This window comes from Pseudomonas sp. D3-27 (assembly GCF_051132165.1).
Lineage (GTDB): Bacteria > Pseudomonadota > Gammaproteobacteria > Pseudomonadales > Pseudomonadaceae > Aquipseudomonas.
On record NZ_CP071667.1, the window covers coordinates 3,017,496 to 3,033,741 of the forward strand.

Annotated in this window: 10 protein-coding genes and 1 tRNA gene; 7 read left to right on the forward strand and 4 right to left on the reverse strand. The window is 62.2% G+C overall.

The window, feature by feature from the left end; translation table 11 throughout:
- Positions 1–34: 34 nt before the first annotated feature.
- Positions 35–5,509, reverse strand: a complete 5,475-nt coding sequence (locus J3P92_RS13760) for a trifunctional serine/threonine-protein kinase/ATP-binding protein/sensor histidine kinase (protein ID WP_434647565.1) — start codon at positions 5,507–5,509, stop codon at positions 35–37.
- Between the two features lie 463 nt (positions 5,510–5,972).
- Here J3P92_RS13760 and J3P92_RS13765 point away from each other — a divergent pair, with 463 nt between their 5' ends.
- The 4 genes from J3P92_RS13765 (at position 5,973) to J3P92_RS13780 (ending at position 10,594) form a co-directional block, all read left to right on the forward strand.
- A complete protein-coding gene (locus J3P92_RS13765; protein ID WP_434559008.1) occupies positions 5,973–6,347 on the forward strand; it encodes a response regulator transcription factor in 375 nt (124 codons plus the stop codon).
- A gap of 177 nt (positions 6,348–6,524) precedes the next feature.
- Positions 6,525–7,994 (forward strand): efflux transporter outer membrane subunit, encoded by a 1,470-nt coding sequence (locus J3P92_RS13770; RefSeq protein ID WP_434647568.1) that lies wholly within the window; start codon positions 6,525–6,527, stop codon positions 7,992–7,994.
- On the forward strand, positions 7,991–9,556 hold the full coding sequence (locus tag J3P92_RS13775; RefSeq protein ID WP_434647571.1) for an MFS transporter: 1,566 nt from the start codon (positions 7,991–7,993) through the stop codon (positions 9,554–9,556). Before J3P92_RS13770 ends, J3P92_RS13775 begins: the two co-directional genes overlap by 4 nt.
- A gap of 6 nt (positions 9,557–9,562) precedes the next feature.
- Positions 9,563–10,594, forward strand: coding sequence for an HlyD family secretion protein (locus tag J3P92_RS13780; protein ID WP_434647574.1), 1,032 nt, complete (start codon positions 9,563–9,565; stop codon positions 10,592–10,594).
- A 16-nt stretch (positions 10,595–10,610) separates the two neighbouring features.
- Here the strand turns inward: J3P92_RS13780 and tspO are convergent, their stop codons facing one another.
- The gene (gene tspO / locus J3P92_RS13785) at positions 10,611–11,051 is read right to left on the reverse strand and encodes a tryptophan-rich sensory protein TspO (RefSeq protein ID WP_434605905.1); all 441 of its coding nucleotides are present in this window, start codon (positions 11,049–11,051) and stop codon (positions 10,611–10,613) included.
- A 146-nt stretch (positions 11,052–11,197) separates the two neighbouring features.
- Here tspO and J3P92_RS13790 point away from each other — a divergent pair, with 146 nt between their 5' ends.
- Complete coding sequence (locus J3P92_RS13790) at positions 11,198–12,337, forward strand: epoxide hydrolase family protein (protein WP_434647577.1); 1,140 nt, start codon at positions 11,198–11,200, stop codon at positions 12,335–12,337.
- Between the two features lie 65 nt (positions 12,338–12,402).
- Here the strand turns inward: J3P92_RS13790 and J3P92_RS13795 are convergent, their stop codons facing one another.
- Both J3P92_RS13795 and J3P92_RS13800 read right to left on the reverse strand, forming a co-directional pair.
- Positions 12,403–14,715, reverse strand: coding sequence for a hypothetical protein (locus J3P92_RS13795; RefSeq protein WP_434647580.1), 2,313 nt, complete (start codon positions 14,713–14,715; stop codon positions 12,403–12,405).
- 24 nt (positions 14,716–14,739) lie between these two features.
- Positions 14,740–14,814 (reverse strand) — tRNA-Lys (locus J3P92_RS13800).
- 526 nt (positions 14,815–15,340) lie between these two features.
- Between J3P92_RS13800 and J3P92_RS13805 the strand changes: the two genes are divergently transcribed.
- Complete coding sequence (locus J3P92_RS13805; protein WP_434647582.1) at positions 15,341–15,622, forward strand: fructose-bisphosphate aldolase; 282 nt, start codon at positions 15,341–15,343, stop codon at positions 15,620–15,622.
- Between the two features lie 243 nt (positions 15,623–15,865).
- The gene (locus J3P92_RS13810) at positions 15,866–16,186 is read left to right on the forward strand and encodes an isochorismate lyase (protein WP_434647585.1); all 321 of its coding nucleotides are present in this window, start codon (positions 15,866–15,868) and stop codon (positions 16,184–16,186) included.
- Positions 16,187–16,246 lie beyond the last annotated feature (60 nt).

The window sequence follows — 16,246 nt, forward strand, 5'->3', positions numbered from 1 at the left end:
TGATCGATTGATATGCAGCGTGTAAACCTTGGTATTAGCGAGCAACGGGCAGCGAGAACTCGAGGACAGCCCCACGGGGCTGGTTGGCGTGCGCCTGCAAACAGCCGCCGTGGGCTTCGATGATCGATCGACAGATGGATAATCCCAGCCCAAGGCCCGAAGCCTTGGTGGTGTAGAACGATGCGAACACCCGTTCCGCGCATCCCAAGGCAAAGCCCGGTCCCGAATCGCAGACTTTCACCCACACGCAACCGGCATCGTCCAGCCCGGAACTGATCGACAAGTGCCGCTCGCTTTCATCGACGGCGCTCATGGCCTCCAATGCGTTCATGATCAGGTTGAGCAGCACCTGTTGCAGCTCCACGCGATCCCCGTCGATAGCAGGCAGCGCGTCGGCCAGGTGTGTTTGGATCGAGGCGCCACTCTTGATGATCTGGCTGCGGCTGAACTCGACCATTTCCTCGATGGCTGCGTTGATGTCCAGCGGCCCTTTCTGCGGTGGAGCCTTGCGGATGTGCTCGCGGATTCGCCCCAGCACATCGGCGGCTCGATTGGCATCGAAGACCAGATGCCCGAGAATCTGCCGGACTTCCTCGATTTCCGGCGGCTGCGCGTTGAGCCAACGCAGGGCAGCGTCGGCATTGAGGATCGTCGCGGCGATCGGCTGGTTGACCTCATGGGCGATCGAGGCGACCAACTGGCCCATCGTCGCGACTCGGTTTGCATGGGCCAGTTCGGCCTGCACTTCGCGATAGCGACGCTCGCTTTCGCGAATCTTCTCCTCGGCCTGTCGGCGCTCGGTCAGATCCAGCACAAAGGCCACGCCTTCCCGGCTGCTGGCTTCGAACATGGCCAGGCCAACGATCACCGGCAGACGGCTGCCGTCTTTCCTGAAGTATTCCTTCTCGTACGGGCAGGCTTGCCCGGTGCGCAGGGCCTTGGCCAACGAACGCTCACTCAGCTCGCGATACTCCGGCACCGTCAGGTCCCTCCAACGCAGCCGGCCGGAGGCAAGGTCTTCGCGCTCATAGCCCACCATGCGCAGGAATGCGTCGTTGGCTTCGATGATGTCGCCCTCGGCATTCCAGACCAGAATCCCGATGATGTTGGCATCGACGAGACGACGGATCTTTGCCTCCCGTTCGGCCACCTCTCGGTACAGACGAGCGTTTTCCAGGGAGATGGCCGCGCGAGACGCCACCAGATTCAGGATGGTGAGCCGGTTCGGACTGAATACATGGGCGGCAAGGCTGTTTTCCAGATACAGCACGCCCACCAGCGCGGCCTGGTTGATCAACGGCAGGCACAGGATCGACCGCACCGGACGTTGGCGAAAGTAGGGATCGGCGGCAAACGTCGCGGCAGCCGGGCCCATGGCGTCGTCGAGAAACACGCTCTCCTGGGTCCGCAGCACATGGTAAAAAATCGACTCCGGCAACAGCGCCGAACTGACCGGCTCGTCACGCAGTTGCGTCGTGGTCCCGCCGGTCGTCGCTTGCGCCGCGATCCGGTGCCCCTCGCCAGTGGACAGGATCAGCAGGCCGCGCTCAGCGCCGGCTTGCTCGATGGCCGTGGCCATCACCCGATCGATCAGCTTCTCCAGGACGATTTCTCCCGACACTGCCTGAGAGACTTTGAGCACGGTGGCGATGTCCAGGTGTTCCACCGGAGTCGCCATCGTAGTCGCCGGGCCGGGCGCGGGTTCTGTTTCGCGCAGCCACGGATACCGGGCTTCGAGCTGTCGAACCTTGCCGTCGGCTCCCCAACGCAGATAGCCGTAGCAGGCGTCCTGCATATACATGCGAGCGATTTTCCCAAGGCCACGGGCGGCGTAGAAACGTGAGGCTAGTTCGTTGGCAAGCGCCTCGACATGGACGAAGCCGCTTTGCCGGGCGAGGTTCATGGCGTGTTCGTAAAGCAGCTCGGCATCGATTGGCCGCCCTTCGACACGGGCAATCTCCGCGCCCACCAGTGCGGCGCGGCTCGCAAAGTTGTCCGGGCACTGCTGCGCCCAGGCCTGAAGCTGTCCATGGCCCTCCTTCATTGCGTCCAGATGCGCCCCTCGCTGATCCGCAGGGGCTTTGTCATAAACGGCAGCATGGGCCAGGGCACCGAAAAAGTGATATTCGGCTTCCTCGAAAAAGGACTGGCAAACCCAGAGCAACCGGCGCGCTTTTTCGGCAGCGGCCAAGGCCGCTTCAGGCTCGTCGGCCATACAGCGGGCCTGTAGCTTGCGAACCCAGTACAAGCATTCAGCCAGGACCAGGTCCGGATTGCTGGACAAATGGGATTCGGTGGTCACCTCGTCCAGTTCGTCGTCATCCAGGCGCCCGAAGATCGACGTCTGGCCGCGAAGCATCCGGATCAGCAGCAATTGCGTGACGATGAAATCCGTCACCAGCCCGAAACGCACCTTCCTCGCATAGTCCAGGCCACGCTCGGCTTCATCTTGTACCTTGGGCAGCGGTTCCCCGGCGAAGAGCAGATCCGCAGTGAGGTTGTTGCCCGCGTAGGCACCGTACGGCAGGTCCCCGATCCGGTTCGCAGCCGCAAACGAACGACGCAAGAGGTCGCGGCATTGTCCGACCGGTCTCATCCATCGCACGGCAAAGCAAGAGAAGCACAGATAGGTGCTGGCTTCGAATCGAGTCATGCCACGGTGCTCGACAAGGCCGCAGCCCAACTGCCCGAAACGGAACCCCACCTCGTGGTCGCCGAACCGCCGGCCCGCGACCCTGAACAGATTGGCATAGAGCACACAGGACGCGTCGCAATTGCCGCGTTCCAGGCTCAAGGTGATGGCCTTGCAGATCAACAGGTCCGCCAGGTTCGCGTCACTTTGCAGTGCCGGGGCGAAGAGCTTGCTCAGCGCATTGACGGTCTCCAACGCGGTCGCGTCTTCCATCAAGGGCAGATCGATCAAATCCTCGATGGCCCGATCGCCGAGCAATGTGGCGATGCGGTCGTATTCCTGGCGCACGGCCTCGTCACTTGGCTGCGCGGCCCAGTGAATGCCGACATGCCGCAAATACGCGAGACACACCGCCACCGCGCCGTCGCTGCGATCCATCAGCAAGTACACATCCATCAACAGGCAGGCGACGCTGGCCCGTTCGCTCACCGTCACGGCGCGATTGGCCAGCGCCGTCAGCCGCTCGTCGGCAATGGCGAGCTGGCCGGTGAGGAACTCGCATTCGGCCCTGTTCAGCTCAAGGGCGAAATTCAAGCCGTGCCGATGCGTCCAACTGTCATCGCCCAGCAGCTGGGCACCATGGGCCAGGTAATTGAGTGCCGACGCATAGGCCGTCGACGCCTTGGCCCGTTGGCCGGCGAGCAAGTTGAGCGCGGCCAGCTCCTCTCGCTCGGCCTGATCGACGAGCAACCCGGCGCCGAGGTTGAGCTGGCCCACGATGTCGAATATCGCCTCGTCCCGGCCCTCGGGAGCGGTCTGCCGGGCCAGCAGCCGGCCGATTTTCAAATGGGCCGAGGCGCGTGACTCCGGGGGGATCATCGAGTAGGCCGCTTCATGGATACGGTCGTGGACAAAACCGTAAGCACCGTCGCGGCGCTCTACCAGTTCCTGGCGGACCGCCTCCCAGAGGACCGTGCGGATTTGCGCTCTGGGGACCTCAAGGATAACCGCCAGTGCGTTCAGCCCGCAGACGTTCCCCATGCAAGCAAGCTGCTGCAAGGCCTGCTGCGTCTGGGCCGGCAGGCGCGCCAGCTTGCCGCTCATCAAGTCGACGATGTTGTCGGTGTACCCCTTGGCGTGAATCCGATCCGGGTCCCACCACCACTGTCGGCTGCCATGATCGAACGCCAGCAAGTGCTCATCGGCGAGCGCCTGCAAGAACTGGATCACGAAGAACGGATTGCCCGCGGTCTTGTCCAGCACCAACTGCGCCAGCGGCTCGATGCGAGCAGGCTCGTCATGCAGCGCCTCGGCGATCAATTGCTCGATATGCCCCTTGGCGAGCGGTGAGAGCATGATTTCGCTGACCTTGCCGCCGACGCTGCGCAGCGTCTTGAGTTTGCCTGACAGCGGGTGCGTCGCATCCACTTCGTTGCTGCGGTACGCACCGACCAGCAGCAGATATTGCACGTCGTCGCTGGTCAGCAGGTCTTCCAGCAGGTCGAGCGTCGCCGCGTCAAGCCATTGCAAGTCGTCGAGAAACAGCGCCAGGGGATGCTCGCGGCGGGCGAACACACCGATAAAACGGCGCAACACCAGCAGGAAGCGCCGTTGCTCCTGCTGGGGATCGAGTGCCAGCACCGCAGGCGGCTCCCCGACGATCAGCCTCAGTTCAGGGATCAGGTCCGTCATAAGCCGTGCGTTGGGGTCCAGGGCCTGGCGCAATGCATCGCGCCAACCGGCCAACTCGGCATCGCTCTTGCCCAACAGCGTACGCACCAGGCTCTGAAACGCCTGGATCAGCGTCGAATAGGGAATATCGCGCCGGTACTGATCGAACTTGCCACGGGCGAACAACCCCCTTGGCGGCACGAGTACCTTGTGCAGCTCGTTGACCACGGAAGATTTACCAATCCCGGAATACCCCGTGACCAGCACGAGTTCCGGCGCGCCACGTTCAACCACCCGGTTGAACGCGCTTACCAACGCTTGGACCTCGGGCTCGCGTCCATAGAGTTTCTCGGGAATCAAAAGGCGGTCCGAGCCGCCTTGCTCGCCCAATGCAAAATCTTCGATGCGACGCCACTGCCGCCAATGCGCCAGGCACTGACGCAGGTCGTGCTCTACGCTCGCGGCCGTCTGGTAGCGTTCCTCGGCGGTCTTGGCGAGCAGCTTCATGACGATCCGCGACAGCATGTCGGGAATGGTTTGGATCCGCTCGTTGGGCGCCAGCGGCCTCTTGGCGATATGGCAATGCACCCATTCGATCGGGTCTGATGCCGTGAACGGCAGCGAGCCGGTCAACATCTGGTAGAGCGTGACGCCGAAAGAATAGAGATCACTGCGCGAGTCGATCGAGCGATTCATCCTGCCGGTCTGTTCGGGCGCCATGTAGGCCAGCGTCCCGGCAAGCGTCTCGGGAGCCTGCCGCTCGCGGGGCAAGCGTGACGTCATGCCGAACCCGGTGAGCCGGGCCTGGCCGTCGTCGCAATCCACCAGGATATGGCTGGGCTTGATGTCCTTATGGATCAGGCCACGCTCGTGAAGCTTGCCCAATGCGACGGCAATGCTCACCGCGAGCTGCAAGAAGCGGGTCGTCTCCAAAGGCGAGGTGAGCAATTGCAACAGCGGCAAACCACCCGGGTCGCTGGCGACCAGTTGCACTTGAGGACCTTCACTGATCCATTCCAGGGGCTGTACGCACCACGAAGCATCCAACTGGTCCCTCAGGCCGAATTCATGAGCAAGACGCTCAAGGCAATCGGGCCGCGGCTGGCGGGTGGCGGGCCGCACCACCAGGACAGGTTTATCGCCGTCGGCACCTGGGTGTCGTTCCCGGCAGAAGATACGCTCGCCATCGTCCCATTGTGTTTGCATGCGGGTTTCCATCGGCACTGGAGCAAGAGGGGTTCAGTTGCATTTACCGTCGAGCTGCCATCCAGTGTCGTGCCGCAATTGCCAAGGCCAGGGTTCGGCTTCCATGGCTGCGCCGGCGACTCGACGAAAAGCGTTCATGTCGGGTTCCGGGACGGATCGTATTGCCGTCGTTTAGATTAGCGCCTCGCCTGTGCCCTTCCCATATTTTTTTCAACGGCGATGACGGGCCTCGGACACAGCGGATACGGCAGTTGAATGACCACGCAGGCCGACGATGCGGCGCCAGTCTATGTGAAATTCCCCGCCAGTCATTCCTGCCCGCGTATGACTTGGGCATCCGTTGGTTGCATGCCGCCAGGGGCGCGCGCACCTTAGGTCTTAGCCGGATATACATAGGTATACTTTTGCGCCTGGACGGACCGCGTATGGTGAATTGAAAACCGGCGCTGTTACGAGCGATCCCATGGAAGACACCCCCGTGTGCAACAAGACGATCGCAGTCATCGATGACGATGAATCCGTACGCACGGCGCTCAATAGCCTGTTGCGGTCCAGCGGCCATCAGGTCCGTACGTATCGCAGCGCCAGGGAATTCCTCGATTCAGAAGCGCCCGCGCAAACCGGCTGCCTGGTTTGCGACATACAGATGCCGGGCATGAGCGGCATCGAGTTGCATCGGCACCTGCTGAAAAACAAGGTGCGTATCCCTACCCTGTTCATTACGGCGTACCCGGAACTGGCCGCCAACACGTCGGGGCTGGTGGATTGCCTGCCCAAGCCCTGCGATGCCAGAAGGTTGCTGGACTGCATCGCAAAAGCCCTCGGTCAGCCGCACTGATCAACGGGATCGGTTCCTGCTCATATTTGCGTATATCCCCGCCTATCCCACGTATGGTTTCGCTGAACCGAGGTAGAAGTGTGCCTGGGGCAACCCGTCGATAACATGGGGTCACGAATCTATCGACCCCATGGCGGAGGCTCTTCGGCTGACGCCGCACATTGCGGGGATCTGGCTATGTCAGGCTTCGACGAATTACCCCAGTACCTACGCTCTCGCTTCCCCGCCATCACCGCGGCGCTTGGCGCTGCTTGCCTGGCGGGCTGCATGGTGGGCCCGGATTTCATCAGGCCTGAAAACGGATTGGACGCCGCGCAACTGACGCCCCGCCAGGAACACCACGGCGAGCCTCGCTCCTCCACTGCGGCCGTGCCCATGCAATGGTGGCGGCTGTTCAATGACGCCCTGCTCACCCAGTTGCTGGCGCGCACGCTGGAGGGAAACCTTGACTTGCAAATGGCCGCCGAACGCATCGAGCAAAGCCGCGCACGGCTGGGCATCGTCGCGTCGCAGCTGTTGCCCATTGTCGGCGCCAACGCCAGCTACGCCCGCGAGGGGCTAAGCGAGCATGGCAAATTCGCCGCCCTGGGGGCTCCCACCGATCCCAGCAATTTCTGGCAGCTGGGTTTCGATGCGAACTGGGAAATCGACCTCTGGGGCCGGGCCCGACGTTCGCGCGAAGGTGCCGAGGCGACAGTCCAGGCCTCGCTGTACGATCGCGAAGCCGTAAGGGTGGCGCTGGCCGCCGAAGTGGCGCGCACGTATCTGCAGTTACGCGGGACCCAGGCACAACTGGACATTGCCCGGCAGAACCAAGCGGTTGCCGAACGCACCCTGGCCCTGGCCGAAAGCCGCGAACGCAACGGCGTGGCGACACGCTTCGAAACCTCATCGGCCCGCGCGCAGTTGGCGACGGTCAAAGCCCTGCTTCCCGAGCTGGCCCAGCGTCGTAACGCCCAGATGAACGCCCTTGCCCTGCTCATGGGTGAACAACCGCGAGCCCTCGATGCGCAACTGCGCCAGGCCATGCCCCTGCCGTCGCTGCCTGCACGCATTCCGCTGGGCGTGCCGTCGGAACTGGCCCACCGGCGCGCGGATATCCTGCGCGCCGAGGCGCAACTCCACGCTGCCACGGCGGCTATCGGCGTGGCCAAGGCTGATTTCTATCCGCGTATCGGCTTGAAAGGCCGCATCGGCGTGGAGGCTTTCGACAGCGGCGACCTCACCAGTTGGGACTCGCGGATGTTTTCGGTCGGGCCGACCGTCTACCTGCCCATCTTCGAGGGTGGCCGCCTGATGCAGCGCTTGGCCCTGAACGAATCGCGGCAAAAAACCGCCGCCCTCGCCTATCGCCAGACCGTGCTGCAAGCCTGGCACGAGGTAGACAATGCCTTGGACGCCTGGGCTGCTCAACGGCGCCAGCACGACGAGCTGCAGGTTTCGTACGAACAGAACAGGGAGGCACTGGACGCGGCGGAGCGTGGCTATCAACAAGGCGCCGCCGACTATCTGAGCGTCCTCACGGCGCAACTCAACTTGTTGGCCAGCCAGACCCACCTCAACACCAGCGCGACCAACGCCACCCTCACCGTGGTCAATCTGTACAAATCCCTGGGCGGCGGCTGGGATCCGGAGCAGGTTCGATGAACAGCATGGCCTTGCCGACGGCCGCCGTCGCTGTCAGCGAAGCGCCCCACGCCGGGGCCTCGAAGCGGCCGTTGGTCGGCCTGCTGGGCATCTTCCTGGCGGCAATGATGGCGGGACTGAACATCCGCGTCGGTGCTTTGGCCCTGGCGGACGTGAGGGGCGCGTTGGGCTTCGGCCTGGACGACGCCTCCTGGCTCACCACGGCGCACAGCGCCGGGGAGCTGATCGCGATGCCCTTTGCGGCCTGGTTTGCCATGACGCTTTCGGTCCGCCGCCTCGAACTGTGGGTGTTGGGCACTTGTACCGCGCTGGCGGCGATATTGCCCTTCATCCGGGACCTGGACCTGCTGCTGGCGTTGCGCTTTGTTCAAGGCCTCGCCAGTGGCATGACGATCCCCTTGCTGATGATGGCTGCGCTGAAATTCTTGCCGCCATCGATACGGCTGTATGGGTTGGCGTTGTATGCCATGACCGCCACCTTCGCGCCCAACCTGTCCATCTGGCTGGCCGGCCATTGGACAGATGGCCTGCAGGACTGGCGCTGGGTGTACTGGCAGATTATTCCGCTGGCCTGTATCGCTGCGGCATTGATTGGCTGGGGATTGCCCAAAGAACCCATCCAACCCCAGCGTTTCGGGCATGCCAACTGGCTGGGCATGGCATTCGCGGTGCCGGCCTTCGGCCTGATCACGGTGGCACTGGACCAAGGCACGCGCCTGGACTGGTTCAATTCGCCGCTGGTCACCTCCTCGCTGCTGGCCGGCCTGGCATTGCTGGTGATCTACTTGTTGACCGAGTGGTATCACCCCTCGCCCTTCATCAAATTGCAAGTCCTGGGGCGCCGCAACCTGGGGCTGGGCTGCACCTTGTTTCTCTGCTTGCTGGTGGTGCTGATGTCCAGCTCGCTGTTGCCCGCCAGCTATCTGGCCACGCTCCAGGATTATCGGCCCTTCCAGATGGCCTCCATTGGCCTGATCGTGGCGCTGCCGCAGTTGATCCTGGGCCCCCTGGTGGCGCTGCTGCTCTACCAGAAGTGGGTCGATGCGCGCCTGGTCTTCGCCGCGGGGTTGTGCCTGATTGCCCTGGCGTGCCTGTGTGGCGCGCAATTGACCAGCGACTGGAACCGCGAACAATTCGTCTTGGCGCAAACGCTGCAATCGCTGGGGCAACCCATGGCCGTGGTGTCGATGCTGTTTCTGATTACCAGCGTGGTGCAGCCTGCCGAGGGGCCTTTTTTCTCCGGCACCATCAATACAGTGCGCGCCTTCGGGTCCCTGGCCGGCGCTGCGCTGGTCGGGCAGTTGATGGTATTGCGCGCACGTTTCCACTCGGAAATGCTGCTGGACCACACGGCCATGGTGGGCGGCGCCTTGCCGTCCATGCCCGATCCACAGCAACTGATGATGCTCATCGGCGGGCAGGCGCTGGTGCTGTCTATCGCCGACGCCTACCGCGTCCTGGGCGCACTGGCCGTGCTGCTGATTCCGCTGGTGCTGCGCCTGAGCTTCATCCCTGCCCCGGTCATACGGGCCGCCTCGCCCCCTTCTTCCTCCCATCGGTGACCCATCATGGCATTACCCAAGAAAGCCAAGCTCATCATTGCATTGCTGCTCACCGTGGCGATCAGCGGGGCCGCCTACCTCAACCGACCCGAGTCGGCTGCCGCCATCCAGTCGACCGACGATGCTTATGTCCACGCCGACTTCACCACGGTAGCGCCGCAAGTGTCGGGCACGGTGGCTTCGGTATGGGTCGAACACGACCAACCGGTGGCCAAGGGCGACTTGCTGGCGACCATCGACGACCGTGATTTCGCGGCGGCGCTGAGCGCGGCGACAGCCCAGGTCGCCAGTGCCCGGGCCGGTATCGCCAGCTTGCAGGCACACCTGGCCCGGCAGGCCACCGCCATTCGCCAGGCCCAGGCTGCGCTGGCGGCAGACGAGGCCGCGGTCAAGTTGGCGACTGCCAACCAGACGCGGTATCGCAACCTGGCCAATGACGGCTCGGGCACCGTGCAGGCACGGCAACAGGCCGAAGCGCAACTGAGCATCCAGCAGGCACGCCGGGACAAGAGCGAGGCGGGTCTGCAAGCTGCCCGGCAACAAGTCGAAATCCTCAAGGCCGACCTGGAAAAAGCCGTGGCGACCCTCGCCCATGCCGAGGCCACGCAATCCATCGCGCAACTGCAGCTGTCCTACACCCGGATCACGGCACCGATCAGCGGCATGATCGGGCAGAAATCGGTACGGGTCGGTGCGTTCGTCAATGCGGGCAAACCGTTGCTGGCCATCGTCCCGCTCGACGCCGTCTACATCACCGCGAACTTTCGCGAGACGCAACTGGCGCGGGTTGAGACCGGACAGGTGGTGGACATCGAAGTGGACGCATTGCCGGGCGAGGCGTTGCAAGGCACGGTGCAAAGCCTGGGACCGGCCAGTGGCGTGAGTTATTCGGCCGTTGCGCCACACAACGCGACCGGGAACTTCACCAAGATCGTCCAGCGCCTGCCGGTACGAATCCACATTGCCCCCGACCAGCCCGCTGCCAGGAAGCTGCGGGTGGGGATGTCCGTTACGCCGCATATTCGTGTGGGGGATTAGCGTTTCAACAAGCTCGTCAACGGTTGTTGCGCAAGATGGAGAAGTTCAGCGCAGCAGCCACGCATAGCCACGCCAGGTAGGGAAACAGGATCAGCCCGGTGATCACATCCAAACGCAGTGCCAACACCACCATCGCCGCCACCACGAGCCAGAGCAACGCGATGATCACCATGCCGGCGAGAATCTGATGCGCCCCGAAAAACACCGGCGTCCATAACGTGTTGAGCGCAATTTGCGCCGCCCACAGCGCCAAGACCAACTGGCTTCCCGGTATCAGGCTCAAGCGGTACCCTGCCCAGGCAAGCAGCAGGTAAATAATCGACCAGGCCACCGGGAACATCCAGTTGGGCGGTGTGAAGCTGGGTTTGACGAGGGATTCGTACCATTGGCCCGGTTTGAAAATGACGCCAGTACTCGCAGCAGCACAGCAGGCGATGAGAAAAATAAAGAAGGTCATTGTCCGTCCTTAGCTGGTGTCAGCTGTCTGAGGTAATGGAATACGTCGGCAGGCAGCGACTGGTCGCCGATCCGTTGCGGTGTCCATTTTTCAAAGACTCGACGGCGGTCTGATAAATTCAATAAACCACCCGTCTGGAGCAAAACATGTTCGTCCGACCTTTCTCCATCGCCGTCCCTGACAGCGCGCTTGACGACTTGCACGATCGCCTGCGTCGCACCCGGTTGCCAGAGCCCTTGGCCGGCGTGGGCTGGAGCGAAGGCATGGACGCGGACGTGCTGCGCGATCTGCTCGCCCAATGGTCGACAAACTTCGACTGGCGGGCCCAGGAAGCGGCGCTCAATCGCCTGCCGCACTTCGTCGCCACCTTGGGCGAGCAAGAGATTCACTTCGTCCACCAGCGCGGCATCGGGCCCAATCCGATGCCGCTGGTGCTTACCCACGGCTGGCCCGGCTCGTTCATCGAGATGCAGCGCATCATCGAGCTGCTGACGGACCCCGCCAGCCATGGCGGCGACCCGGCCGATGCTTTTGATGTGGTGGTACCGTCCTTGCCGGGCTACACCTTTTCGGCGCCGTTCATGCAAACCGGGTGCGGGCCTTATGAAGTGGCCGGGTTATGGAGCGAGCTGATGACCGGGCTGGGTTACGAGCGGTTCGGTGCCCAGGGCGGCGATGTCGGCGCGGCTGTCACCAGTTGGTTGGGCTTGCGCTTTGCCGAGCGTCTGACCGGTATCCACCTCAACTACATTCCCGGCGCGTACCGCCCGCCCCTCGGCGAAACCGACCCGCCTCTGAGCGAAGAGGAAACCGCATTCCTGCAACGCGCCACGGCGTTCAGCGAAGCCGAAGGTGCCTATGCGCATATCCAGCGAACCAAGCCGCAAAGCCTGGCCGTGGGCTTGAACGACTCACCTGCTGGATTGCTGGCCTGGATGGGCGAAAAAATTCTGTCGTGGTGCGATCCGAGCGCTCCAATCGATCGCCAATGGCTGCTGACGAATGTGACGCTTTACTGGCTGACGAACTGCATCGGTTCGTCGTTTCGCCCGTATGTGGAAGGCAGTCGCCGGCCCCTGCTGATCAACAGCGGTGAGCGGGTAAAACCACCGCTGGGGGTCGCGCTGTTTCCCAGGGAGTTGCCGCTGCCACCACGAAGCTGGGTGGAGCGAGGCTACAACGTTCAGCGCTGGACGCAGATGCCTCGGGGCGGTCATTTTGCGGCGTTGGAGCAGCCTGAGTTGTTGGCGGAGGATATTCGGGGGTTTTTCCGGGACTACCGTTAAGCAACTAGTGCCTTGCGATGAGCAGGGCAATCTTCCAGCCGGGTTGCCCTTCGTCAGTGCACGTCTTATCGCAACCAATGCGACTCCGTCGTCCACCCCAGGAAAACGCGTGCACCTTCAATGGTTCGATTCTGTTGCGGCAAGCGACGTCCCGCTGCTGCAAGGCGCAGCCCAACCATCACAGGTCGAAACTTCTCCTGAAAAGCAGCCGGCTGGCTAACGAAATGCGCTTCGATGCCTTCGATAGCCGACCCCCTTTCGGATTCGTCGAGCATCGACAGGTAAAAAATCATCTGGCGCCAGGCATACGCCGTGTTCTTGAGCATGATCAAGCGCCCGTGATAGTGCTCGATACGCATCTGCTGGCGTCTGCAGATCCATTCGAAACAGGCCTGGACGAGTGCGTTCAAGCGCGGATACAACAACGTTTTCAGATCAAGTTCGCAGAACAGCATCGAGAGATTCTGCGTAGTCAAAATCTGCTGCTGTTCGATGATGGTGCCGTTGGTTGCGGGACGCCAGGTACCCAGCTCTGCGTTTGCCCGCCGCGCGCACAAGGTCGTCAAGGCGTCGGTGCTTGTTGACGAACGTCGCCAGAAGGGTTGGCTCGATCTCGACTTGGGTTTGTCGGGAAGCGTCGCCAGCATAGGGGTATCGATATCGTAGTAACGGGCGTACAGGGTACCGGTCAGCGCCCTGCCCGCCCGCCTGGCGGCGTCGATGAACTTGTTGGAAAACTCGCCCATGAAGATGTCCGAAGCGACTTCGTCCACGAATGGCAGATCCAGCCCCGCTGTTTCGGCGAGGGTACGCAGTTCCTTGAGCAGCTTGTTGGGCAGGATCGCCTGGGGAAAGGCAGTCAGCGTCAGCGCTGATGCCTCGATAAGCGCCTGGCGAGCGATGTCCGCGTCGAGCGAATGACGTTGACGCTGGCCTTCCATGAGCGCCACCCAGGGCAACTCGTCCAGCCTGACCTGGCTTTGAAGATCGACCAATAACAACGAGCGGCGTCGGCGAAAAGCACGATAAGTCGCCGCATAGAGATTGCCCAGTATCGGGTCGGGAAACCCGGCGCTACGTATGTCAGCGGTCATCGCCGGCAATACCCGCGCGACGGTGTCGCCCGACGTAATCAAGCCGCGTTCGATCAGTTCGGCAATCGTACCGCTACCGCAGCGCTCCACGCGCTGGCGAATCGACTTCGGAAGGTCAGCCCCGTCGGCAAGGGCGAATACGGCTGCCTCCTCTGCGGTGATCGGCTCAAGCAAGGGCGTCAGGTCCGAGACGCCGTCATCGGCCGGATAACGCTCCATTCGCTTGGCAACCGCCTTGGCGAGCACGTGATGCCCCGGCGCGGCTACATCCTCGCACTGTCTTGACCGGTACTCACGTTGAACGCTGGAGTCGGGCAGACCATGCTTGCGCACGAAATCTCCAACGATCTGACGAACCCGGCCGACTTGCCGGCCTGTCAGCGAGCTTGGATCGCCAGAGCACTGTTCGAGCAGTGCGAACAGTTCCGAGAGGCGTGGTTTAGAAGCGCCAATGGTGTGCCCTTCGGCATCGCGGAACGCATAGAAACGCGTGCAAAGCGAAGCGGCCTTTTCGGGCCAGCCCTCGGGATAAACCCGGCACGGCCACTCGTCCTGGTAAGTCAAAAGGAAATGGGAGACAGCGGCGTCGTACAGCGGCAGGCAGATTTCAATGACCTGCTTCTGGACCGCCAGTCGTGGCTGAGCCCGCAACTTCAAGAGCCGCTGGCGAATATCACCGACATTGAAGACATGGACTTGCGCCGAAGAAGATTGCGGTTTTGCACAAGGCGATGGAAAGAAGCGCAGCCGATCGAAGAACGGGGTGATGGTCTCGATAAGTGCCCAGGCTTCATCCACTTGACGTTGGTCCAGCAGCCACGCAACGCCCAGCAGGGCCGACTCCTCCGGAACGTCGACACGGTAATTACCCGTCGCCAGATAGCTCCGCAATACGTCGAGCCCTTCATCCGTCAGATACCGCGCATTGAGGTCCAGACGTTCGAAGCCGGAACGGATGCCCGGGATCGATGCAGCCAGCGCTTGCTCGTGCTCATTCAGCTCACCACCGGCCAGCAGCTGCCCCGTGGCAAATCCGCCCGTGGCAACTTCCAACGTCACCCAGACAGGAATATCGGCTATCGGCATCCGGGCGCCGTACCGCAGAGTCCCCTGCGCGGCGTGCGCTAACACCTGCTGCCAACGGGCGATCCGCTGAGCCACTTTGGCCTGGGCTTCTGGCTCGGGATCGGCGCTTTGGGCGCCGAGTGCCTTGGACAATTGGAAGGCCGCATAGCCCACGCCAATGTCGTGTATTCCGTCAGATTCAGTGTCGTCCTTGAGCATGCGTGTTGATGACCCTGCGAATAATGGGTCCGGGGGCTGGATTCGAACCAGCGCCCACCCGGTTAAGAGCCAGGTGTTCTACCGCTGAACTACCCCGGAGCAGAGCGGGCATTGTCGGTCAGCATCACCGAGATGTGAAGCGCCTTGGATGACAGGATATGTGGCGCGATTTTGCGGTCCGAAAATCTCGTAGGAAATGACGACCCGTGGCGAGGGAGCTTGCTCCCGCTGGGCTGCGAAGCGGCCCCACATCAGCGACTCCATTTCTCCAGACACACCGCAGCGCCCGGTTTTGCGGCGGCTGCGCCACCGAGCGGGAGCAAGCTCCCTCGCCACGGGGATGGGGGCGTCCTACAGGTCGGTTGTGGGGGGTGGGATCGGCTTCTATAGTTGGGGCGTCGCTGGCTTTCGTCAGTGACTGGGTTTCGCAGCCCGATAGCAAAGGAAATGCACCGTTGAGTGAAATTCAGGCAAACTTGCCCGCTTTCATTTTATGGCGGTTGCGTGCGGGAGACTTTCGGGTCTGCCGGGTCTTCCTTCCTCGGTCTGCGAACCTGCGCGCAACTGCCACCCATTTGTTTCGCAGCGAAAAGGGGGCATTTCTTTTATTGAAGGAAGTAATCTCATGACAGCTGATCAACCGTTACCCCGCTACACCCCCCTAACCCAAACCGCCACCACCCACCCCGTCCTACTGATCGACAGCCGCGCCCCACTGCCCGATCTTCACGCCTGCGTCAGCGAACGCCTGCACGCCACGCTCGATTTCCTGACCCTGGTGGCCTGCTCCAGCCTGCGCGACTCCTCCACCAGCGACATCAACACCCTGACCAACGTTGCCCGGATCCTCGTGCAAGACGCGACAGACGTATTCGGCGTCATCGAACAACGCGGTCTCGAAGGCTGACCCCACTGTGGGAGCGGGCTTGCTCCGGGCGGCGTTCCGACGAAGGCGGCGCACAGCGAATGCAGATGCAAGCTGACCCACCGCTTTCGCGAGCAGGCTCGCTCCCACAATGGATCGGCGTATGACCGTAAGAGTCAGGTCGGTGACTCCAAACCCAAAAACATCCAGGCCGGCTGTAAAGCCAATACTCCGAGTAAGCTGCCACAGCAAATAGGCCATCTACCAAAAATGGAATAAACCTGAATGGAAGCAAAAAACCAGCTATCCCCTGCGCAATGCACCGGCATGGAAGAAATCCGCCAGGAAATAGATACCCTCGACCAAGCCGTCATCAAGCTGCTGGGCAAACGCTTCCAGTACGTGCTCGCGGCGTCGAAGTTCAAGACATCGGCCACGTCGGTACGCGCCCCGGAGCGCTTCAAGGCGATGCTGGCGACTCGACGGGAATGGGCCGAGGCCGAGGGACTGAGCCCGGATGCCATCGAGAAGATGTACAGCGATCTGGTGAATCATTTTATTGCTGAAGAGATGAAACACTGGGCCGCACAACACCCCCAAACCTGAGCCATCTCATAATACTGTGGCGAGGGGATTTATCCCCGCTGGGTTGCGCAGCAACCCCAT

Bases quoted from the DNA above. Each gene is read 5' to 3' on its own strand.
- J3P92_RS13775 (WP_434647571.1), top strand. From the start codon at position 7,991: ATGAACAGCATGGCCTTGCCGACGGCCGCCGTCGCTGTCAGCGAAGCG.
- tspO (WP_434605905.1), bottom strand. From the start codon at position 11,051: ATGACCTTCTTTATTTTTCTCATCGCCTGCTGTGCTGCTGCGAGTACT.
- J3P92_RS13810 (WP_434647585.1), top strand. From the start codon at position 15,866: ATGGAAGCAAAAAACCAGCTATCCCCTGCGCAATGCACCGGCATGGAA.
- J3P92_RS13795 (WP_434647580.1), bottom strand. From the start codon at position 14,715: ATGCTCAAGGACGACACTGAATCTGACGGAATACACGACATTGGCGTG.
- J3P92_RS13765 (WP_434559008.1), top strand. From the start codon at position 5,973: ATGGAAGACACCCCCGTGTGCAACAAGACGATCGCAGTCATCGATGAC.
- J3P92_RS13780 (WP_434647574.1), top strand. From the start codon at position 9,563: ATGGCATTACCCAAGAAAGCCAAGCTCATCATTGCATTGCTGCTCACC.
- J3P92_RS13760 (WP_434647565.1), bottom strand. From the start codon at position 5,509: ATGCAAACACAATGGGACGATGGCGAGCGTATCTTCTGCCGGGAACGA.
- J3P92_RS13770 (WP_434647568.1), top strand. From the start codon at position 6,525: ATGTCAGGCTTCGACGAATTACCCCAGTACCTACGCTCTCGCTTCCCC.
- J3P92_RS13790 (WP_434647577.1), top strand. From the start codon at position 11,198: ATGTTCGTCCGACCTTTCTCCATCGCCGTCCCTGACAGCGCGCTTGAC.
- J3P92_RS13805 (WP_434647582.1), top strand. From the start codon at position 15,341: ATGACAGCTGATCAACCGTTACCCCGCTACACCCCCCTAACCCAAACC.